Raw genomic sequence first — 19,518 nt, forward strand, 5'->3', positions numbered from 1 at the left:
GAATTCACCCTATCAATAATGTGATTTAGGTTTTAGGGGAAGACAGACTGAAGAGACCTGCGCTGACAACCGATCTCGGCGACACCTCATTGAAGTTCGTAGTTGAGATTCGGCGAGAGCCACCGCTCGACCGTACGAAGATCCATCCCCTTGCGGCGAGCGTAGTCTTCCACTTGGTCTTTGCCGATTTTTCCGACGGCAAAATACTTGGCGTCCGGGTGGGCGAAATAGAATCCGCTCACCGACGCAGCCGGCAACATGGCAAAGCTTTCGGTCAATGTAATGCCGGTATTCTTCTCCACTGCCAAGAGATCAAACAGCAGCCGTTTCTCCGTATGGTCCGGACAGGCGGGATAGCCCGGCGCTGGACGGATGCCGCGGTATCGCTCACGGATCAGATCGTCATTCGAGAGTTGTTCGTTCTTGCCGTACCCCCACTCCTGCCTGACTTTCTTATGGAGAAACTCCGCGAAGGCTTCGGCCAGCCGGTCGGCGAGCGCTTTGGCCATGATGGAATTATAGTCATCATGATCTTTATCAAACCGCTTGCAGAGCTCGTCCACCCCGATACCGGCCGTGACGGCGAAGGCGCCGATGTAATCCTCCCGACGTGAATCTTTCGGAGCGACATAATCGGCCAAGGAGAGATTCGGCTGTCCGGCCGGCTTCTCCGATTGCTGCCGAAGATGATGGATCGTCGTAAGTACGGTCTTCCGAGATGTATCTGCATAGAGTTCGATATCGTCTCCGAGGCTTGCCGCAGGGGAAAATCCATAGACCCCATTGGCCTTGAGTAATCGTTTCTGGACGATCTCATCCAAGAGACGTCGGGCGTCGTCATAGAGTTCCTTGGCCTTGGATCCCACAATGGGATCATCAAAGATGGTCGGATAGCGCCCCCGTAATTCCCAGGTATGGAAAAAAGGCGACCAATCAACGTAGGGAACCAGCTCGACCAACGATTGATCCTCGATCGTTCGAACCCCCAGTGCAGATGGTGTCGGAATATCGACCTTGCTCCAGTCGGACACGAGCCGATTGGCTCGCGCTTGCGTGATCGAGAGCAGCGGTTTGGCGCCGCGGTCCTGGTGGGACTGCCTCATCCGCTCATAGTCGTCTCTCACTTGCTTGACAAAGCCCTGTTTCTGCGTTTGACTGACCAGGCTTCCCACAACACCGACCGCACGCGAGGCATCAAGCACGTGGACCACACCCGGCTCATAGGAGGGCGCGATTTTGATCGCCGTATGGGCCTTGCTGGTGGTCGCACCGCCGATCAGAAGGGGGACATCGAACCCCTCGCGCATCATTTCCTTCGCCACATGGACCATCTCGTCGAGTGAAGGTGTGATGAGTCCGCTTAGGCCGATGATGTTGGCTTTGCTCTCTCGGGCCGCGGCAAGGATCTTTTCGCAGGGCACCATGACGCCGAGATCGACGACTTCATAGTTGTTGCAACCGAGCACGACACCGACGATATTTTTTCCGATGTCGTGCACGTCGCCCTTGACCGTCGCCAGCAAGATCTTTCCCTGTGATTGGAAATTGCCGGACCGCTTCTTCTCTTCTTCCATGAAGGGCATGAGGTAGGCCACGGCCTTCTTCATCACGCGAGCGCTTTTGACCACCTGCGGCAAGAACATCTTGCCGGATCCGAAAAGGTCCCCGACAATGTTCATCCCCGCCATCAGCGGTCCTTCGATCACCTCCAATGGCTTGGCGTATTTCTGCCGTGCCTCCTCGGTATCCTGGTCGATATAGTCGGTAATACCCTTGACGAGCGCATGGGAGAGCCGCTCCTCAACCGTGCCCTTACGCCACTCATCGTCCCTGGCAACCGCCTTTCCTTTCGCCTTGACCGTTTCAGCGAAATTCACCAATCGCTCGGTCGCATCGGGCCTCCGATTGAGCAACACATCTTCTACGAGTCCGAGCAAGTCCTTGGGAATCTCTTCGTACACCGCCAATTGCCCCGCATTGACGATGCCCATATCTAAGCCGGCCTGGATGGCGTGATAGAGAAACGCCGCATGCATCGCCTCTCGAACGACGTTGTTGCCGCGAAACGAAAAGGAGATGTTGCTGATCCCACCGCTGACCTTCACACCAGGTAGATTTTTCTTGATCCAGTGCGTCGCCTCGATGAAGTTGACCGCGTAGTTGTTGTGCTCTTCAATCCCGGTCGCCACCGTCAGAACGTTCGGATCGAAGATGATGTCTTGCGGAGGAAACCCGATCTGCGCCGTCAGAATTTTATAGGAACGTGCGCAGATCTCCTTCTTCCGTTCCAGCGTGTCGGCCTGCCCTTTCTCGTCGAAAGCCATGACCACCACCGCCGCACCGTATCGACGAATGAGCGAGGCCTGGTCGATGAATTTCTGTTCGCCTTCTTTCAAGCTGATACTGTTGACGACAGCCTTGCCTTGGATATTCTTCAGGCCGGTCTCCAACACCTCCCACTTGGAGCTGTCGACCATAATAGGCACTTTACAGATATCCGGTTCCGAAGCGACCAGACGAAGGAACCTCTCCATGGCCGTCTTGGAGTCGAGCAGGCCCTCGTCCATGTTGACATCAACAATCTGGGCGCCGCCCTCCACTTGTTGACGCGCCACCAACAGAGCTGCTTCGTAATCTCCCGCCAAAATCAGTTTGGCGAAGGCCGGTGAACCGGTCACGTTCGTTCGTTCGCCGATATTGACGAAGTTCGAGTCGGGTCGAATGGTAACGGCTTCAAGACCGCTCAATCTGGTGTAGGGCTCGACCTTTGCACGAACATGTGGCTTCACATCCCGCACGGCTTCGGCAATGTGCTTGATATGGGCCGGCGTCGTCCCACAGCAACCTCCGACGATATTCAGCCATCCGTTTTCCGCCCATTCACGGAGTTGAGGCGCCAACGTCTCCGGCGTTTCGGGAAATCCAGTCGGCAACAATGGATTCGGTAAGCCGGCATTGGGATGAGCACTGATGTAGACCGGCGCGATGTGTGACAATTCTTCGATCAACGGACGCATTTCTTTCGGGCCGAGCGCACAGTTCATCCCCACGCTCAACAATGGCACATGAGAGATGGAATTCCAGAAGGCTTCAACCGTCTGTCCGGTCACCCCACGATTGCTGCCTGCCTGAATGAAGGTGACCGACGCCATAATGGGAACCCGACGCGCCCCGGACGCGAACGCCTGCTGAATCGCGAAGAACGCGGCCTTCGCATTCAAGGTGTCGAAGATGGTTTCCACGAGTAGAAGATCGACGCCGCCGTCGAGCAGGCCTCGCACTTGCTCGCCATAGGCAATCACCAGCTCGTCATAGGTCGTCCCGCGCGCGGCCGGATTGTTGACATCAGTGGATATCGATGAGGTCTTGGTCGTCGGACCGATTGCCCCGGCGACGAAACACCGCCGCCCCGGCTGCGACTGCCGGACCGCCGCCACGGCCCGCATGGCACATTCCGCCCCGGCCTTCGATAATTCATAACCCAGCGTCTCCATGTGGTAATCAGCCAGTGAGATCGCCTGTGAGTTGAACGTGTTCGTCTCAATGATGTCCGCGCCCGCTTCCAGATATTGGCGATGAATCTCTTCAATGATTCCCGGCTGCGTGACATTCAACAGATCATTATGACCTTTGAGATCCTTCGTCCAATCCTTGAACCGCTCTCCTCGAAAGGCGCTCTCGTCCAGCTTGCGCTGCTGAATCATCGTCCCCATAGCGCCGTCGAGGATGAGAAGGCGCTCATGAAGAAGCTGCTCAATACTGCTATTCGTGTCGGCACTCGCCATTGAAAAACCCTTTCCTTCACGAAAGGATATCGCATGTGATCCTAACTGGTGCCGATCAATTCTCGCAAGGCCTTTCGTAAGTAACCGCCTGGCACAAGGGTTGATCGCAAATTATTTCTCGCGCCTCCCCTGGCAAACTGGTTTTTCACTTAGTACGATGAATTCGTTTTTTATATTGCATTGAGAGCACATTTCTTGGAGGTGACTATGGTCTCTCGACGCGCTCGGCCGCCTAGACCATGTGAGCCCACGCTGAAAGCCATTGCCATGTTCCTCACCAGCTCCGACTCCCGTTGGTGGCTCATCGTTCTCAACGTACCGATGTTGCTCATGTGCCCCATCGCGGAGCTCGACGCGGCCGAAGCAGAGGAGTCCGCTGAACCCCTGCCAAAGGAATGGTACGTGAGCGGATTTCTCATGCGCAGTTACCCGATCGGCGGCACGCTCGAATTCGACGGCGACAAGATCCCAGACGCGAGGTTTGACGGCGCGACAGGGGGAGGTCTCAAGATAGGTGTCTTCCCCTCATCCAAGTCTATTTTTGGGGCAGAAATTGAGGCATCCGGTCATGGGGGATCAATCACGGCACCGCAAACGATGGCAGGCAACACGGTACGCTCCGCTCGACTGGACACGACCCTGTTCAATTTCGTGGTCAATGCCCTCGCTCGATACCCGGGCGACTTCATTCAGCCCTACGCAGGTGTCGGCCTAGGGCTCTCCATCTTGGGGACGGACGGCCACACGCAAAGTTCCGCCGGCATTCGCGAACCCGACTCATTGCTTGGGCTGACCGTGCAAGGCATCCTTGGAGTACAACTCATTGTCACAAACCATCTCTTCGGGTTCGCGGAATACAAACCTGCGCTGTTGTTCGGAAAAGAAGGTGACGGGTGTGGGTCAGGCAAGTACCGCAGAACAAGCTGTACGCCGCGTCCGACCCATAGCCTCAACTCTCAATCCCATTACGTGGCAGCCGGAATCGGCTTTCGTTTCTGACCTCTGAAATGAAACTCCGTCGCTCATGGCGGTCGCGTCTCACCAAAAGAGTGCTGCCCGCCGAGTTCGTCACAGGACAGAAGAGGGACGATGAAGTCATGATCAGCACATGACAACTGATGAACTGAGAGAAGGGACATATCCTGGCCATGAGCCATGGCATCGACCAGGATAGAAGCATTGATCAATGCGTTCGATCGGACTCATCAGAAGCTGGAAATCATCATGGCGACTGCTCCTCAAAGGGATGCGCACCCGCCGGCGGTTGATAGCTGACCGTCCAGACTACAAATTGACAGCCTTCAGCCGATCCACTTACCATGGAATGCCATGTTGATTGCTCATCTTGCGTCGAGAGTTTTTGTGGCACTATCCGTTCTTGGAATCCCTGTCGCCCTTCCAGGGCACTCTCATGGAACGCCCTATTTCGAAGATGGTTTCTTAGGACTTTCCCAGCAAGAGCTACACGACAAACTCGGCATGCCGCAGGCGGTGCGGGACCGGAAATCGGCCTTGCGAGTCTTCACGTATTATCCGATCACCGATTGGGCGAAGTACTTCAGCAAGCTGGTGTCCCCTGAAAACGGAGAGGATGTGTATACCTTTCAACGTGAAGGCGTCGATGTCCGCTATTCCTTCAGTTATGCGGTCGATCCGAATGATCACAATGAGGGCAGACTGTTGACCGTACGGTTGGTGGACATCGAATTTTCCCCCGCAGTGCCGATGAGTCGACTTCCGAGCTTGATTCCAGAGTTTCGTCCTTCCAATGAGCCGAGCAGTCCCAGCTTTCGATCCAACATATGGATACTGCTGTTCAAAGGACTGCCTTCGCCGGATGCTCGTTTCATCGTGAGAGAGCACGGAAAAGATCAGCTAGATTGGACGCTCAGCTACCAACTCTTCTCGATGCAGGGACTTCCTGATCGCTTGACGGGCGAGGCATTGATAGACCGTGTGGAAATCAGCACGCAGAGCCTACAGTTAGTGACGCTCCGACAGCGGCACACTCACGAACGAATTGCGAATCCCTACTCCGACCGATTCGACAAGCAATCTGATCCTCCAAAGTCACCATCCAAATCGATACCGATTCCCAAGTACGCCGAATAACCGGCAGGGACACGCGGGAAGAGAAGCGCTTACCGAGGAACTTGCTGAAGCCGATCTCGCTGAGTCTGCCCAGAAGCAGCTGCCTTTTTCTTCATGGTATCCATTGGACCACTATCACTCACATAGATCAGCAGAGGAGCGCCGATTCCGAGCACGATGAGGAGGCAAAATCCCAACATTCTGGTGAGTTGGCTCTTACTGAGGTACATCATCAACAATAAGACCACGGCCGCCGCACCGGCATAGGTCACAATCTTAGATTGGGCTGGAGTCAGACCATCCATATCGAAGTGAAACGACGGCATGATCGCCCCAAAATTCTTTATCTGACCCTTAATCTTCTGTTGTATCGACTGCATCACCGAAGGTGACTTCGAAACGGAATCTGGTTGCTCATGCGTCTTCACTTTCGCGCGGTACTTTTCAGGAATCGTTTCCGCGGAATCCGTATAGACAAGATTTCCTCGATCGTCGACATAGGAATAGATCGTCGCGGCCCAGACCCGCGCACCAATTCCCAGTCCGAGTATGCTGCACAGGCAGATCAGTATGATGAAAGGTTGAGGTTTTGCAACCATCTTACTGTCCAGTTTTGCAACCATCTTACTGTCCAGTTGGCAATCATTGACTTCTCTGATCAGGACGGCTGGAATAAGTATAGCGCTTCCCCTATCACGATGAATTGTTTAGGGATTCGAATGCATCGCTTGACCTCGAGCTGAACACGCTGCTAGCATTTCAGCATTCTTGCCTTCTATGACTATCGAATCTCAACCTCTCGCCTTCGATCCCAACGCTGAGGAACCATCGTTCATTCGCCGCCGCCCCGTCAGGATCATCATCTATATCGGGCTTGCGCTGTTTCTCCTCATGGCGGTGGTATGGCCGATAATCGTTCAGCTTGGCGATCCGGATTTTCAGAAGCACATCGAACAACATCGCGTCATGGTGGGGATGACCAAGGAACAGGTCCTGCAATCGTGGGGCGGGCCGCAGACGATCAATACGACCTTCACAAAAGATGGAATCCGGCAAGAAGAGTGGATTTTCGAAGACTGGGAAAGTCCCGCGGTCGTTCGTCATCGTTACCTTTATTTCGAGGAAGGAATCCTGAGGGGAGGATGGTACGAAGGATCGCGTGAACGCCGCTCCCGTGATTTCCCCGCAGAGAAACCGCATCCGAAGATTCAGCCGTAACACCGAAGCCACACGGCCGTCGGAAATCACGGAAGCGATGGCCGCCGTTCAACGCAAGTATGAAGTTAGGATGACGTTTCGCGGATCGACAGCCGAAGCCGACTCAAAAGCACTTCGGCACGGGCTTGATCGGACACATCGACCATGACGCGGCTTACAAAGAACGGCACTCCCGGATAGAGACTGCTGACGTGTTCTCCGTGCACGACGTAAGCGATCCGGTTGCCTTCGAGCAGGCTCTTGATCATCGCGAGTTCACCGACGTCCTGCGCATTGGTGAGATGGATCATCCGCATGAGCTGTCTCCCCGATCGGTCGTTCACGCGTGAAACGTGTCCGTTGGTTGCACTTCCTCGTGTATCACTTTACACTCCGAATACGAGCTACGGGGTTTCGGTGATTCGCACACGTCGTTCCTGACCAGGACCACCCGAAATGGTGAGCACGCGCTTCCACTCACGGATCTGATAAATGGCCCATGCGTTCGGTTGCCCCTTGAAGAACGCCGTGGAGTCTTCGCCGCTGGCATTGAGGAAAATTGGTTCGGTGAATCCCTCTTCGAGCACGTAATCGAGTAAGGATTCGGTCGTGAATCCCGTTCCGCGAAGAGCCACATCGGCCAAGACATTAAGGATGTCGTCCGGGTTCTGAATCGTTATTGGAGTCATCGGCAGTTCCTCTGCGATCCGAATTGTAGCGACGCTTCACCAAAGAGGCAAGGCATCGTGGCCGCTCACATCAAGAAATCCGGATTCCTCGAGGCGCTTCTCCGGATCATGGATGAGAAGCATCACTGGGCTTGGGAATATTTCTCTTCAGGTCGACTCAACAAAGCCCGACTCAAAATTCATTTTCAGCATGAATACGCCGTCTACGTTCGTGACTTTCCCGTTTTCTTATCACGGATCCTGGGAGCCAATCCTCCGCTTCCCGTTCGCCGTATGTTGGCCGAAAACATCTACGAGGAAGAAACCGGAGGTCTCTCGTTGAGGGAATCCCATCCTGAACTCTTCCTGACGATGATGGAAGGACTGGGCTTTCGCCGACGGGATTTCGAACATGTCCGGCTGCTCCCTGCCGCCCGAACCTATCGTGCCTGGCTCGAGCGCATGTCGAACCACCGCCATTGGGTGGCCGCGGCAGCAACGTTGACTATCTTCGTTGAAGGCAGCGTGAAGGATCGCAAGGAGATCCTTGTGCCTCCTGAAAAGAAACATCCGGAAGAGATCGAAACCATCATCGGCCTTCATCCTTTGGTTCGGTATCATGGAGTACCGCCGAGCCGAATGGGCTTGATTCGAGCCCACCAGATGGTCGAAGCAGGCCATCGACACGATGCCTACGATATGGTCATCAATTACACACCGACAGAGCTCCGGCAATCAGTCCTGACCTGCGTAAAAAAGAGCTTATCGCTCTGGCTGAATTACCGTGACGCGGTCGCCGAAGCCTGCGGGATCAAGACTCCTTCATGACCATCCCCTTTCTCTCCTTGTGCGCACTGTTCCTTGTTATTGGCCATCACCCGCCCGCTTCCGGCGCTGAAATACCCATGGACATGGCCCTGATTCCCGCGGGGGAGTTTACGATGGGCACTCCCGAGGGAAGCACGGGTTTTCCGGACGAGCATCCGGAACGACGCGTCTTCCTCAGTGAATACTTTCTTGATCGTTTTGAGGTGACCAACCAGGCCTATGCCGCCTTCGTGGAGGCCACGGGTCATCGCTCTCCGTCAAATGCAAACCCAGCAGCGACGCTTTGGACCGACGATCGCCCCATGCCGGGCATCGAACACCATCCCGTCATTAATGTGAGCTGGGAGGATGCCGACGCCTACTGCCGCTGGACCGGGAAACGCCTTCCGACCGAAGCGGAATGGGAAAAGGCTGCACGGGGAACCGACGGCCGACGGTACCCCTGGGGGAACGGCTGGGACCTCACCATGGCCAATAGCGCCAGCTATTGGGCGCGACGCACGATAGAGTTTCATAGCGGAGCGGATTGGGATGCCTTCTGGATCAAGGGCGAGGGAGCTCGTCTGGCCAAGGAGAACGGACTGCGGGGAGAAGTCTTGACGATGCCGGTCGAAAGTTTTCCTGAAGCGGTCAGCCCGTATGGTCTATTCGGAATGGCTGGCAATGCCGCAGAATGGGTCCACGATTGGTACGATCCGAACTATTATCGAGATGCCCCGCTTACCGATCCTCCGGGACCGATTCGGGGTGCGATCAAAGCCATGCGCGGTGGGTCATGGCTGAAACCGGCAGCCAGTCTCCGCACCTCGGATCGCGATTGGGGCACGATGGACAGCCGGCCGAGCGGCACCGGTTTTCGCTGCGCAAAAGACGCGTATTGACCAGTGGCGGCGCTGGAGACTCTCCCCTGCTTGCACCACTCCTATCGATACGCAACAGCTCGGCCTTGAATGAATCATGGCGCTTGCAGTTCTTTGAATAGCACCTCCACCCGTTCAACTCTCACCACTGGCATGATCACACCAACCCATTCCGCATCGTGTGAGAAATCGTAGATGATCGACTCGGAAGGAATCAGCATGCCCACCATCACGACAGATACCGACACGTTTGCATGTTCGGCGAGACTCCGTTTGATCCGATCGGCAAGATTTTTATCGGGCCTCACCCGCAGATTGCTGGGGAATTCCTCCGGTTTGAATCGCACCAGACCCCAACGTGTTGGGTTGAACTCAGGCCCAACCGCTACTGCGTAGCTCCTTGTTTCTACGTCGAATTGAGACAGTTCTCCCGGCCACACGAACGCGACACGCCAATTCAGAACGGGATTCCCCTCGCGCGCAGCATCCCGCTCGCGATTCAAATTGAATAGTCGCTCATCATGCCCTGGATCATGGTGACCACGGCCATACACCGTGGCCCAATTAGGAGGCACACCTTCCAGCGCCCGGAGGAATGCTTCGATAGCGTTCGGTTCGATGAGGAGGTGCGTATCCGAAGGAAGAATCGAAGGAAGCGTTGCCGGATAAATCGCCCTTAAGGGATGCACACCGATTCCATCGTCCGCCTGTAGTATAACCGGCAAGACGATCAGGCCACATAAACAGAGCACCGGCAGGGCACGCGTGCCACGTCTGCTCAAGTTGATGCCCCGGCGACCGCCCGGTCGTAAGCCGCCGTCAACGATTCCACACCTGGATGATTGCCGGTCAGGACACCGATCTCGATAAGAACGGCGAGCCGAGGAGCGGGGTTAAGCCGGCGCAGACCGGATTGCGTCAGACCATCCGTGGCCAAGGCTTTCTCGTAGGTACCGAGCCACGATTCCGTGACGGCGCGCAAGCCCGCATCCGTGGGTTTCATGCGGCCCAACCGTACTTGCTGCAGCAGTTTGATCAGCGGATCTGAATGAGCGATGCTCGAGATCGCGCGTTGCACCGCCTGTTCATCCGGCGTGCCCATAGGCGCTTCAGTTCATCGAGCAGGCGCCGGGCCCGCGGGGATCACCACAGCTGCCGCAAGGGCCGGGACCGGATGAAGACGCCCAGCTGGTGGTGGCGCCGCCGACTCCAAAGGCGGAAAATTGTTTATCGAGTTTGGTGGTCCTGCACTGGGGACAAGCCGCTTCCGCCGATCCTTGGACCAGGAGTTCAAAACGGTGATTGCATTCGCGGCACACATATTCGAAGATAGGCATGGTTGACGACTCCTTCGGTTGCCAGGAGCATTATAAAATCACGGCGCCTGAATCGCAACGACAGGGATTGTATGTACCAGGAAGAGAAAACCTTTACCATTCGCTTCACGCTGGAAGCCTCGTTTCCAGACGATTATACCGGAGACGAGGATGAGCGTGCGTGGGTGCGGGAATGGGAAGCCGGGATCAAACCGCACCTGCTCAAATCCGTCTTTGAGTCGCTGCGCCGGCACGAGGGGTGGACGTCGCACATCCGCAATCGCGGCGCCTCGCCGGCCGATGAAATCGAAATCGTATTGGCCAAGGATTTTTCACAACAGCTTCCTTTTTCGCTGAAACTGAAACGATGAGCGATTCCAACACTCTCGGGCTGTATGTCCATATTCCCTTCTGTCGCCGACGTTGCCACTTTTGCGCATTTTATCTGGAAATCGCTCAATCCGATCGGATGGCCCTGTTTCATTCCGCTCTTGTCCGAGAAATTTCCCTCCATCGTCGGCAAGAATCCCTGGAAGGGCGTACTTTGCAGAGCATCTATTTCGGCGGCGGAACGCCGACGTCCCTCCCGGCCGGTCGGCTGGCCGAGCTTCTTGCCTTGATTCAAGCCACCTGGCCCACCGATATCACAACGGAGATAACGGTCGAAGCTCATCCTTCCACGGTCACATTCAAGAATCTCCAAGTCTTGGCGGATGCCGGATTCAATCGGATCAGCTTTGGAGCGGAATCCATGGCGGACAAGGATTTTTCCTCCCTGGGTCGTTTTGGACGGGTGCAGGATACGGGGGCCGCGGTTCAGGCAGCCCGTCAAGCGGGATTCAGCAACATCAATCTCGATCTGATGTATGGGCTCCCGGGCCAATCGCTGCAGGACTGGATGCACACCATGGAGTCGATCATCACGCTGGCCCCCTCGCATCTCTCCTGTTATGCCTTGACCATTGAAGAGGACACCCGACTCGCTCAGGACATTGCTCGGAATCTCATTCCTCCGCCCGACGACGGGCTTCAGATCGACATGGAATCCGCGGCAGAACGTTCCCTGACCGACGCGGGATATTCCCGCTACGAGATTTCCAACTATGCCAAGCCCGGCCATGCCTCTCGCCATAATGTCCTCTACTGGACCGGTGGCGAGTATCTGGGGCTCGGCCCGAGCGCGCAGTCCTATCTCCATGGAGTCCGGTTTGGAAACGTGGCGGATCTCGGAACCTATGCCGCATGCTTGAACGAGGATCGTCTGCCGATAACCGACCTCAAGCCTCTTTCGCTCTCTGAACGCCGGCGAGACGCTCTTGTGTTTGGGTTACGTTTGCTGCGTGGTGTCCCCCGACACATCATCACGGCGGCGGAGCGAGAGCACCAACTCGATGAACTCGTCTCGAAAGGCCTGCTTGATGCCGACCACGATCGTGTACGACTGACATCGTTGGGCCGACGCTACGCCGACCTGGTGGCAGAGCGGCTGTTTTGACGCAGATGGCCAAAGCCCACCCGACAGGCGGCAATATCGCACACCTCTCCTCAGCCCTTCACATGGATATCATCGATTGACAAGACCGCCGCGATTGGAGAAGACTACGGGAAGTCTCGGGAGGCAGCTCATGCCGGTCAATATGGATCCGACTAAGAAACGGCGCCGCTCCCCAACTCCCGAAGCGGCGGGTGAGGACAGGCCAACGGACTCCACAGTGTCGTCGGCGACACGCGCATTCGGGGAAGAAACAGACGCGGATCGCGAAAAGGAGTTGGCGGATGCCGAATTGAAAAACTTATGGGATGCGACCGAAGTGATCGACATGGATAAAGTGTAATCTCCGACATGACATCCGGAGATTCAGCCTTGACCTGTTTTCGACAGACCTGCTAAAAGCCCCGCTCCATGCCGACACCTTCCACACCACAAACCGTTCCGGACATTACCGAAGATGTGCAAACTGGGTCGGGCACCGGATTCGAGTCCCGCGTCATCGTCTACAACTGCGACTGCCACACCTATCAACAAGTCATCGACCTCTTTTGCCGGTTTATTCCCGGCATGACGTCAGCCAAAGCGTTTGAACTGGCTTATCGTATCGATCACGACGGGGAAGCGATCGTGTTCACCGGATCGACGGAACAAGCGGATGATATCGCCGCCAAACTCGCGGGGGGTGGGCTCAAAGTGGCTGTGCAGTAATCCCGCCTCTTTACTTATGCTTGGATATGCCCTTGGTTGATTTCTTTGTTGTGCTCGCCGACTCCTTCTGGGCGGCCGGTTTAGAAGCTTTGCCTGATTTCTTCGCCGTCTTCGAAGCGTTCGCCTTTTCATTTTTCTCAGCGGCCTTCGACTTGCTCTGTGACTGCTTGACGGGGGCCATATAGGTGGAGGTGCGGTTGACCTTGGCCAATTGGTCTCCGCTGAGCACCCGAACCTGATACAGTTCGAACAGCTTACTGATGGCCTTCGTATCGCCTCGTCTCGCCGCATTCAACAGCTTGCGGCGCTGATTCATCTCTTCTTCTTCGGTATGCGAAGCAGCTCGTCGTTCCATGCCCATCCTTCCTCAACACAGGCTGACCGGCTGATAAGGCTGCGGCGGTCTCCAACACCTCAGCGTAAAAATTGTCGAAGTATATCAGAATTATGATGTTTTTGGAATATCCAAAATCCCCAACGTCGCAATGGTACGCGACCGCGTCATGCACACACATGAGAGATCCATCCTCACACGGGCAGCTGTCCGGTGAGATTTCACTATTGAGTCCCATCGCATGCATCGGTATAAGTGATAGAATATCCATTTTCGTAGAGAGGAGCTGCATCATGGAACATAAAGCAGAACCATCGGCCGTCGCCGACGATCCTCGCGCGCGTGATCTGCTCCGCCGGGCCTTTGAGGCGACCGCTCGATGGCAAAAGGATTTCAAAGGGTTTACAGCCGACCTCACGGTGAATGTGAACGGAAAAGAAACCAGCGGGCCCGTTATCGTCAAAGGCCCCCGCGAAGTTTCCGTCCAATTGGGCGACGGCGAAACCCAAAAGTGGGTACAGGAACAGCTGGGTATGATCGCGGTCCATCGGGGACCACGAAGCTTCGAAGAGTCCGACGGAAAATATACCTTGACGATGGAAGAAGACGGACATCCGTTCGGAATTCAATTGACTATCCATGGGTCCAATTCCTTTTACCGGATCAAGGACAACCGCATCACCCAGATCAATCGCAAGATGGCCCATCCCGGCATGAGTCCGTTTGCCTTTACGATCAATGTGGAAGAAAGTGCGGTCACGCAAGACCAGAAGAACCTCACGACCAAGTACACGGTCTATTATTATTCGCCGACCGACGGCAAACTGACCAACGTGGAGAGCTTCACCGATACCCATGTCCGCGTCGGTTCGTCCGACCTTCCGGCTACGAGACGAATCATCACCTACGAGAATGGTGAGGTCGTGGTTAAACAGCTAACCTTTAAGAACCATCAGTTGCTGTAACGATGGACTTGCGAAAAGGTTTTCCTCGCAGCATGCGCGTCAAGCTGGGGGGCTATGTTCACCTGGCACGCATGATCGACAAATGCCGAGCCGTCCTCGCCGGCACGGAAGGCGAGTATATCTATCCTTGCCCGATGGATGAACGGCTTCTGGCCTATGCCGGGATTACGAGCAAACAATTCACGGCAACGGTGAAAGCCAATCCGACCGACGAGGGAGTCGTGGCATGGCTTCACCAGGAAGCCAAGCCCCACTCACCTGCTGAAGTGGAGGAGTGGAATCATAATCTCCTGTCACGCGGACCGAGTTCGCCTGAGAGTGCGGCGAGGTTCAACAAATACTTGGCCGCCATCGATCCATCACGCACCGACATTACAGCCTGGTCGGATCTGCAAGATTTAGAGGAAGGGCGGATTGTTCCGAGACGAGAGCCGATCCACCGGTCTCAGTAAGTGAGCGCCGGGTATTTGCCGAGATAGGTCGGATTCTCAGCCTGCACCACCATGAAGTGGGCCACATCAGCACGTGAGATGGCGCCCACTTTCATTCCTTCCAGAAGATTGTCCAACACCCGATAGCGACCCGTCATCGCTCCATTGGTTAAGCGACCTGGACGCACGATCTCCCAGCGCGGATAGGCCCCGGCAATGATCCGCTCCTGCTCATTCTTATCAGCATAGACTTTCTTGAGAAGCAGCGTGAACATGAGTTTCATGGGGAAAGAATTGTAGCCCCAGCTGTCGCCGGCTCCGAAACCGGTGAGCACAAGAAGCGTCGGGGAAGAGCCCATTTCCCGGATGGTGTGCAACAAGACGCGCGCGGAGTCGGAAAACAACGTGGTAGCAAAGGGGCTTTTCACACCAAGCGTGACCAGAATGGCCTCGGCTCCCTGTACTGCTGCGCTGACATCGCTTGGATTTGTCGCACTGCCCTGTACCCTTCTCAACTTCGGTTGATCTGAAATTGGCACAAACCGGCGCGACAAGGTAGCAACTTCATGTCCCTTTTCGAGGGCGAGGCGTGTCGCTTGAAGCCCTACTCCGGCTGACGCTCCGATGATGGTGAGGTTCATATCTCCCCTGTGCACGTAGGCTGCTTAACAATCTTCATGCACCTCTGGCAGCAGACCATCGAGTTCGTTACGGATCGCCGCGGCGAGGGCCCAACCCTATGTAGACATTCTACCGTCTTGGGACATACAGATCTATGGTGAGATGGAGAGGCAAGAAACTGTTCGGCCTGGGAGAACATGGCTTGGTTCTTCATAGTTAGGCTCACCGCGTGACATGGCCGCGGCGATAGTTTGCCTCTCCACCTTACCGACCTATGTTTTCCCAGAAGCGGCGTCGGTTGGCAATGTTGGGGAAAACGAGCTGTCCTTCGTAGAGGGTAAACGGCTGAGAAATGCGCTCATGCCCCTCCAGCAGCAGGTTGAGCATTTTTCCTTCGACGCTCCATGTACCAGCCGTCGGCGCGGAACGCCCGGAAGCCGTCACAATCCAGTTCTCCACCGTCCCGTCGGCATGTAAGGCCAGATGTTCGTCCTCCGGCTGTTCGAACACAATAGTGGTTTTCCGCCAGTGCCCCACAAGAACACGCGCACTTTCTGAGATTGGCGCAGCAGCATGCGGGGGCTCAGGAATTACCGTCCCCTGGGCCATCAGAACAGACGGCCTTCCCCCGAGTGGGTCGATTGCCGATGCCTGCGTAGCATTCACACCTGTCATGCTGACCAGTGCCGCCGCGATAGAGAACCTGCAAACTCGCATGACATCGAGTTTCATGACACACCTCCTGAACGAGCATCATGGTCGTGCTCCTATCTTGCTTTCTTTCGTTTCTTCGATTTGCGTCGCATTCTCGGTCAGTTTCTAAATTCGGTCAAGCGCCGGTAACATGATCGTCCTACCTACTGGTGCCACGCTCGGACCTGCCGGCGTGGGTCAGAATGAATCGTCTGACTTCTTCCTGAACAACGGCCTGTTCGACGGCAAGAAGGAGATGGCCCCCTCGGGCGAAGGAAACTAAGCGGGCTCCAGGGATGTTAGCCGCCGCATATTCCGCATTGTGATAGAGCTGAAGTTTGTCGTCCGTGGCATGGACGATGAGCGTAGGGACTCGAATTTTGGCCACCCGCTCATTGGGCATCGCGGCCTTGTTATCGAAGGCCACACCGGCGTACCGAGGAAAGACCGGAGCCATATAGTCGATCACCCGATGGACCAAGGTGTGCTGCTCGGCCGTGAGACTTGTGATCACCGTATCGCTGACGCCCATCAGCCGCATCAGCTTCTTGCGTAGAAACTTCCTGACCACCCAGTAGAGAATCTCGAATTTGAAAACCGTCGTCAGGGCATCTCCCTTCTTGTTTGCCGCTGCCTGACTGGCTTCTGACGAGGAAGCGACCCCGCACGACAGAAGCGTCAGCGAGGAAACATGCTCCGGGTACCGGGCCGCGAAGAGAAGCGCCGACGGGCCACCATGGGACAGTGCCAAGACAGTGACCTTCTTCAGGCCAAGATGATCGAGCAGGTAGACATAGGCTTCTGCTTGGTCGTCGAACGTCGCGCCTTTTCGAAAGGTCGAGCGGAGATATCCAAAGCGAGAGGGCGCAATCCAGGCGAAATCATCGCCCAATATCGTCTTCGCAATCAGTTCGCCTTGGTCATAACCTCCTCCACTTCCGTGAATCACGAGAACGGGAACACCCGTCCCTCCTCGCTTGAATTCAATGTCTCCCAACGGAGAAGACATGAAAGCACTATTGCCCGAGATTCGTGTATAGGCGTGCTTGGTGTCTATTCCAAACCAGATCGCGACGACAACGATCAGACCCAACAACGAGAAAAGAAGCCAGAGCAATAACGACATGGTCAGGTCTAGAACCAGCGCAATCCATGACTGTCGATCGAGTCGGTTCGCGAATTCGCTGGTGACGTTGTCAGCAGAACATGAATCAGTCGCCTGGAATCATAACTGCGGGCTGAGGACCTCCCGCCAAACCGCAGCGAGATCATGGAGCGCTTGGCTTCCATCGCCGGCGTAGACTGATCCGTGCATGGTAGCCAGTCGCTTCGGCTGCAGGGCCGCCAAACGGTGCAGCGTCGCCTCCGTCAACGAGCAATAGGGCACATAATTCGCCAACGGGCCTTGTTGGTAACCCACCAGTGTCTGCCGGCAGTGATCAATGAGGTCCGATTCCGTCACCGGCTCCACATCTTCATCTTGGTGAAACAGATCTGAGCAGAGGAGCGTCCGTTCATTTTCTTCGAACAGTAGCCCCGCTTCCCAGCAATGGGGCACATGGGGTGTTGATAGAAAACGAAAGCGGTATTTTCCGGTCTTGATTACCTCGCCGTCGGCCATCCCCTTTGCGGGGCGGAGCGCCAGACAATCGTCGATACTCACCATCTTGCCCACCAGACTGCACACCACTTCCGCGTGCGGAGCCAGCCGCTGCCACTCCGGCACCGTTGCGCATTCGTCAGCCTCGAAATGGCTGAACCCGATCCAACGCAAGGTCGGCGGATCGATGAGCGATGCCACAGCGGCTTTGACCTCCGGGAACAGAGCGCGCGGACCGGTATGAAACAGCAGCGGTTCTTCGTCGCGCAACAAGAACTGGCTGAACTGCATATTGAACGGTTCAACGAAGGTCGTAACACGGAAGAGGTCCGGAGCAATCTCAGTGATCTTCGCCATAGAATCTCCCTCACAATCGAAGCGCCTCGTCTATGCATCACCAAATCGAGTGACGATCGGCTGAAACCGGCAGTGGTTTTACCCTACCCGCCGGTTTGCTCCGCGCCAGAGCGCGAGCAGCATCTCGTTGAGAAGGTGTCCGGTGAACTGGATCTCGTGGCCGGCGCCGGGAGCCACAGCCCGAGACGCGCCGATCTGTTGGGCGAGGTCATCGCATATCGCATCGAACCCGGCGCTGTGCCCACCCGAAATAACAAGCTTTTGAAAGGAAGCCGTCGCTAGCTCCGCCAGCGGCAGATCACTGGACCAGATAGGCCGCCCGTGGCGCAATAGGGGCACCAACGGCACAGCGGAAGTAAGGACTTCGGGCGGCAGCTCGTCGGGATCACTCCCCACTGCCTTCAAGAAGCGGATAACCCAGGCTTCATCGGACAGATTCTGACCCCAGAGGGTCCGAACCTCGTCCACGAGAGCCCGCGCGGCGGGATGGTGCAGGCCTAACGCGAATGTCGCTGGTTCCAACAATGTCAGCGATAGCGTCAAGTCCGGACGGCGAGCAGCCGCGAAGAGCACACCGAGGCCTCCGTAAGAGTGCCCCGCCAGATGCGCACCATCACCCATAAGCGCAACGATATCGTCGGCATCGCGCAGGAAATCCTCCCCCTCCGCCCTCGGGCTTCGCCCATATCCGCGCCGGTCAAGTACCAACAGACGGAATCCCTCATCGGCGAGCGGTCGCTGTGCCTGCCATTCATCAGCTCCCGTCGCAAGCGAGCCGTGCACGAGCACCACAGGGGTGCCGGCGCCCCAGGAGTCTGCAAACAGGTCGCTCATTTGCTGACTCTTGGCTTGAAGTACAACAAGGTGATCGGAATGCTCGCCAAATGCATAGCGAGATTGACGTATCATGCAGCGCTCCCGAGCTTCGGTCAAGCACCGCTGAGCCAAACATCGTTAGGGGGTCGAGTTTTTTGTTCTGAGTCGAGATAGTGAAAGAATGGCGTCAGGCTACTGTCCATCAAGTATTCTACGTAGCATCGCAGATCTTAAACAAAGACCCCCGACCTTTTTTTCGACCCTCCAATACGGAATAGGTCCGGAGCGATTTCGATGATCCTGACCATAGCGCCTCCTCAAGGTTGGAGCGCGATAACACGCACCGTCAACTGTGGCGCAATAAATATAGAGTAGGTTTAGATGATGAAAGATATGATGGCAGATTACTGACTCAGCGAGGTCTCGCCAGGAAGCGATCGCAAAACGTTACGCGAAGCTGGTCATGAGATAGCAGGGTGAATTCAAACAAAGATTCATGCTCATAAATCAGCTCGATTTTAGCGCATCCTTCTTTTGCACTCACCCGGGGGCTATCGAACAAACACCATGACCAGCCACTGCACGAGGTGAAGAAGATACCAGACCACTATTACACCAATAATTACCGTGGAAGTAGTCAATGCGATAGCTCCTGTACCATGAATGCGGCCTATAGATATATGCATAGTTTTCAGCAACCTTCTAGTGGCGTGTAACAACTAAAACGGTAGTGTATACTGGGCGTCCACAAGGGAG

24 protein-coding genes are annotated in these 19,518 nt (G+C 55.7%); 11 read left to right on the plus strand and 13 right to left on the minus strand.

The window, feature by feature from the left end; all coding sequences use genetic code 11:
* Nucleotides 1-86: 86 nt before the first annotated feature.
* Entirely contained in the window at nt 87-3,785 is a 3,699-nt protein-coding gene (gene metH, locus A4E19_18990) for a methionine synthase (GenBank protein ID OQW34008.1), read from the minus strand.
* Nucleotides 3,786-4,052: 267 nt separating this feature from the next.
* On the opposite strand from metH, the gene A4E19_18995 reads away from it, so the two are divergent.
* A complete protein-coding gene (locus A4E19_18995) occupies nt 4,053-4,784 on the plus strand; it encodes a hypothetical protein (protein ID OQW34009.1) in 732 nt (243 codons plus the stop codon).
* A gap of 330 nt (nt 4,785-5,114) precedes the next feature.
* A complete protein-coding gene (locus A4E19_19000) occupies nt 5,115-5,897 on the plus strand; it encodes a hypothetical protein (protein OQW34010.1) in 783 nt (260 codons plus the stop codon).
* Nucleotides 5,898-5,926: 29 nt separating this feature from the next.
* On the opposite strand, the gene A4E19_19005 is transcribed toward A4E19_19000, so the two are convergent.
* On the minus strand, nt 5,927-6,499 hold the full coding sequence (locus tag A4E19_19005) for a hypothetical protein (protein ID OQW34011.1): 573 nt from the start codon (nt 6,497-6,499) through the stop codon (nt 5,927-5,929).
* A 154-nt stretch (nt 6,500-6,653) separates the two neighbouring features.
* Between A4E19_19005 and A4E19_19010 the strand changes: the two genes are divergently transcribed.
* The gene (locus A4E19_19010; protein OQW34012.1) at nt 6,654-7,094 is read left to right on the plus strand and encodes a hypothetical protein; all 441 of its coding nucleotides are present in this window, start codon (nt 6,654-6,656) and stop codon (nt 7,092-7,094) included.
* Between the two features lie 65 nt (nt 7,095-7,159).
* On the opposite strand, the gene A4E19_19015 is transcribed toward A4E19_19010, so the two are convergent.
* Complete coding sequence (locus A4E19_19015) at nt 7,160-7,390, minus strand: hypothetical protein (protein OQW34013.1); 231 nt, start codon at nt 7,388-7,390, stop codon at nt 7,160-7,162.
* Nucleotides 7,391-7,477: 87 nt separating this feature from the next.
* Nucleotides 7,478-7,762, minus strand: coding sequence for a hypothetical protein (locus A4E19_19020; protein OQW34014.1), 285 nt, complete (start codon nt 7,760-7,762; stop codon nt 7,478-7,480).
* 57 nt (nt 7,763-7,819) lie between these two features.
* Between A4E19_19020 and A4E19_19025 the strand changes: the two genes are divergently transcribed.
* Together A4E19_19025 and A4E19_19030 are read left to right on the plus strand one after the other, a co-directional pair.
* On the plus strand, nt 7,820-8,569 hold the full coding sequence (locus tag A4E19_19025; protein OQW34015.1) for a hypothetical protein: 750 nt from the start codon (nt 7,820-7,822) through the stop codon (nt 8,567-8,569).
* Nucleotides 8,570-8,646: 77 nt separating this feature from the next.
* Entirely contained in the window at nt 8,647-9,450 is an 804-nt protein-coding gene (locus A4E19_19030) for a hypothetical protein (GenBank protein OQW34016.1), read from the plus strand.
* 74 nt (nt 9,451-9,524) lie between these two features.
* On the opposite strand, the gene A4E19_19035 is transcribed toward A4E19_19030, so the two are convergent.
* From A4E19_19035 to A4E19_19045, 3 genes are all read right to left on the minus strand, one after another.
* A complete protein-coding gene (locus A4E19_19035) occupies nt 9,525-10,118 on the minus strand; it encodes a hypothetical protein (GenBank protein OQW34017.1) in 594 nt (197 codons plus the stop codon).
* An 89-nt stretch (nt 10,119-10,207) separates the two neighbouring features.
* A complete protein-coding gene (locus A4E19_19040) occupies nt 10,208-10,531 on the minus strand; it encodes a hypothetical protein (GenBank protein OQW34018.1) in 324 nt (107 codons plus the stop codon).
* Between the two features lie 7 nt (nt 10,532-10,538).
* A complete protein-coding gene (locus A4E19_19045; protein ID OQW34019.1) occupies nt 10,539-10,766 on the minus strand; it encodes a hypothetical protein in 228 nt (75 codons plus the stop codon).
* 71 nt (nt 10,767-10,837) lie between these two features.
* On the opposite strand from A4E19_19045, the gene A4E19_19050 reads away from it, so the two are divergent.
* The 4 genes from A4E19_19050 to A4E19_19065 all read left to right on the plus strand — a co-directional run bounded on the left by A4E19_19050 (nt 10,838) and on the right by A4E19_19065 (nt 12,945).
* Nucleotides 10,838-11,116, plus strand: a complete 279-nt coding sequence (locus A4E19_19050; GenBank protein OQW34020.1) for a hypothetical protein — start codon at nt 10,838-10,840, stop codon at nt 11,114-11,116.
* Nucleotides 11,113-12,240: a hypothetical protein gene (locus A4E19_19055; protein ID OQW34021.1), complete on the plus strand. Its 1,128-nt coding sequence runs from the start codon at nt 11,113-11,115 to the stop codon at nt 12,238-12,240. The genes A4E19_19050 and A4E19_19055 overlap by 4 nt, the downstream gene beginning before the upstream one ends.
* 130 nt (nt 12,241-12,370) lie before the next feature.
* Complete coding sequence (locus A4E19_19060; GenBank protein ID OQW34022.1) at nt 12,371-12,580, plus strand: hypothetical protein; 210 nt, start codon at nt 12,371-12,373, stop codon at nt 12,578-12,580.
* A gap of 68 nt (nt 12,581-12,648) precedes the next feature.
* Nucleotides 12,649-12,945 carry an adaptor protein gene (locus tag A4E19_19065; GenBank protein OQW34023.1) on the plus strand — a complete coding sequence of 99 codons (297 nt, stop codon included), beginning with the start codon at nt 12,649-12,651 and terminating at the stop codon, nt 12,943-12,945.
* 10 nt (nt 12,946-12,955) lie between these two features.
* Here the strand turns inward: A4E19_19065 and A4E19_19070 are convergent, their stop codons facing one another.
* Nucleotides 12,956-13,300: a hypothetical protein gene (locus tag A4E19_19070; protein ID OQW34024.1), complete on the minus strand. Its 345-nt coding sequence runs from the start codon at nt 13,298-13,300 to the stop codon at nt 12,956-12,958.
* Between the two features lie 272 nt (nt 13,301-13,572).
* Here A4E19_19070 and A4E19_19075 point away from each other — a divergent pair, with 272 nt between their 5' ends.
* Both A4E19_19075 and A4E19_19080 read left to right on the plus strand, forming a co-directional pair.
* A complete protein-coding gene (locus A4E19_19075) occupies nt 13,573-14,244 on the plus strand; it encodes a hypothetical protein (GenBank protein OQW34025.1) in 672 nt (223 codons plus the stop codon).
* A gap of 2 nt (nt 14,245-14,246) precedes the next feature.
* Nucleotides 14,247-14,696: a hypothetical protein gene (locus A4E19_19080; GenBank protein ID OQW34026.1), complete on the plus strand. Its 450-nt coding sequence runs from the start codon at nt 14,247-14,249 to the stop codon at nt 14,694-14,696.
* Here the strand turns inward: A4E19_19080 and A4E19_19085 are convergent.
* From A4E19_19085 to A4E19_19105, 5 genes are all read right to left on the minus strand, one after another.
* Nucleotides 14,690-15,316, minus strand: coding sequence for a hypothetical protein (locus A4E19_19085; GenBank protein OQW34027.1), 627 nt, complete (start codon nt 15,314-15,316; stop codon nt 14,690-14,692). The genes A4E19_19080 and A4E19_19085 overlap by 7 nt on opposite strands.
* Nucleotides 15,317-15,560: 244 nt before the next feature.
* Nucleotides 15,561-16,028 (minus strand): hypothetical protein, encoded by a 468-nt coding sequence (locus A4E19_19090; GenBank protein ID OQW34028.1) that lies wholly within the window; start codon nt 16,026-16,028, stop codon nt 15,561-15,563.
* Between the two features lie 121 nt (nt 16,029-16,149).
* The gene (locus tag A4E19_19095; GenBank protein OQW34029.1) at nt 16,150-17,115 is read right to left on the minus strand and encodes a hypothetical protein; all 966 of its coding nucleotides are present in this window, start codon (nt 17,113-17,115) and stop codon (nt 16,150-16,152) included.
* Nucleotides 17,116-17,214: 99 nt separating this feature from the next.
* Nucleotides 17,215-17,946, minus strand: a complete 732-nt coding sequence (locus tag A4E19_19100) for an MBL fold metallo-hydrolase (GenBank protein ID OQW34030.1) — start codon at nt 17,944-17,946, stop codon at nt 17,215-17,217.
* A gap of 78 nt (nt 17,947-18,024) precedes the next feature.
* Nucleotides 18,025-18,855 carry a hypothetical protein gene (locus tag A4E19_19105; GenBank protein ID OQW34031.1) on the minus strand — a complete coding sequence of 277 codons (831 nt, stop codon included), beginning with the start codon at nt 18,853-18,855 and terminating at the stop codon, nt 18,025-18,027.
* Nucleotides 18,856-19,518: the final 663 nt, after the last annotated feature.

This window comes from Nitrospira sp. SG-bin1 (assembly GCA_002083365.1).
Classification (GTDB): domain Bacteria; phylum Nitrospirota; class Nitrospiria; order Nitrospirales; family Nitrospiraceae; genus Nitrospira_D.

Bases quoted from the DNA above. Each gene is read 5' to 3' on its own strand.
- A4E19_19055 (OQW34021.1), top strand. From the start codon at position 11,113: ATGAGCGATTCCAACACTCTCGGGCTGTATGTCCATATTCCCTTCTGT.
- metH (OQW34008.1), bottom strand. From the start codon at position 3,785: ATGGCGAGTGCCGACACGAATAGCAGTATTGAGCAGCTTCTTCATGAG.
- A4E19_19015 (OQW34013.1), bottom strand. From the start codon at position 7,390: ATGCGGATGATCCATCTCACCAATGCGCAGGACGTCGGTGAACTCGCG.
- A4E19_19040 (OQW34018.1), bottom strand. From the start codon at position 10,531: ATGGGCACGCCGGATGAACAGGCGGTGCAACGCGCGATCTCGAGCATC.
- A4E19_19000 (OQW34010.1), top strand. From the start codon at position 5,115: ATGTTGATTGCTCATCTTGCGTCGAGAGTTTTTGTGGCACTATCCGTT.
- A4E19_19075 (OQW34025.1), top strand. From the start codon at position 13,573: ATGGAACATAAAGCAGAACCATCGGCCGTCGCCGACGATCCTCGCGCG.
- A4E19_19010 (OQW34012.1), top strand. From the start codon at position 6,654: ATGACTATCGAATCTCAACCTCTCGCCTTCGATCCCAACGCTGAGGAA.
- A4E19_18995 (OQW34009.1), top strand. From the start codon at position 4,053: ATGTTCCTCACCAGCTCCGACTCCCGTTGGTGGCTCATCGTTCTCAAC.
- A4E19_19020 (OQW34014.1), bottom strand. From the start codon at position 7,762: ATGACTCCAATAACGATTCAGAACCCGGACGACATCCTTAATGTCTTG.
- A4E19_19060 (OQW34022.1), top strand. From the start codon at position 12,371: ATGCCGGTCAATATGGATCCGACTAAGAAACGGCGCCGCTCCCCAACT.
- A4E19_19045 (OQW34019.1), bottom strand. From the start codon at position 10,766: ATGCCTATCTTCGAATATGTGTGCCGCGAATGCAATCACCGTTTTGAA.
- A4E19_19090 (OQW34028.1), bottom strand. From the start codon at position 16,028: ATGAAACTCGATGTCATGCGAGTTTGCAGGTTCTCTATCGCGGCGGCA.
- A4E19_19085 (OQW34027.1), bottom strand. From the start codon at position 15,316: ATGAACCTCACCATCATCGGAGCGTCAGCCGGAGTAGGGCTTCAAGCG.
- A4E19_19050 (OQW34020.1), top strand. From the start codon at position 10,838: ATGTACCAGGAAGAGAAAACCTTTACCATTCGCTTCACGCTGGAAGCC.
- A4E19_19080 (OQW34026.1), top strand. From the start codon at position 14,247: ATGGACTTGCGAAAAGGTTTTCCTCGCAGCATGCGCGTCAAGCTGGGG.
- A4E19_19100 (OQW34030.1), bottom strand. From the start codon at position 17,946: ATGGCGAAGATCACTGAGATTGCTCCGGACCTCTTCCGTGTTACGACC.
- A4E19_19065 (OQW34023.1), top strand. From the start codon at position 12,649: ATGCCGACACCTTCCACACCACAAACCGTTCCGGACATTACCGAAGAT.
- A4E19_19095 (OQW34029.1), bottom strand. From the start codon at position 17,115: ATGTCGTTATTGCTCTGGCTTCTTTTCTCGTTGTTGGGTCTGATCGTT.
- A4E19_19105 (OQW34031.1), bottom strand. From the start codon at position 18,855: ATGATACGTCAATCTCGCTATGCATTTGGCGAGCATTCCGATCACCTT.
- A4E19_19070 (OQW34024.1), bottom strand. From the start codon at position 13,300: ATGGAACGACGAGCTGCTTCGCATACCGAAGAAGAAGAGATGAATCAG.
- A4E19_19030 (OQW34016.1), top strand. From the start codon at position 8,647: ATGGACATGGCCCTGATTCCCGCGGGGGAGTTTACGATGGGCACTCCC.
- A4E19_19005 (OQW34011.1), bottom strand. From the start codon at position 6,499: ATGGTTGCAAAACTGGACAGTAAGATGGTTGCAAAACCTCAACCTTTC.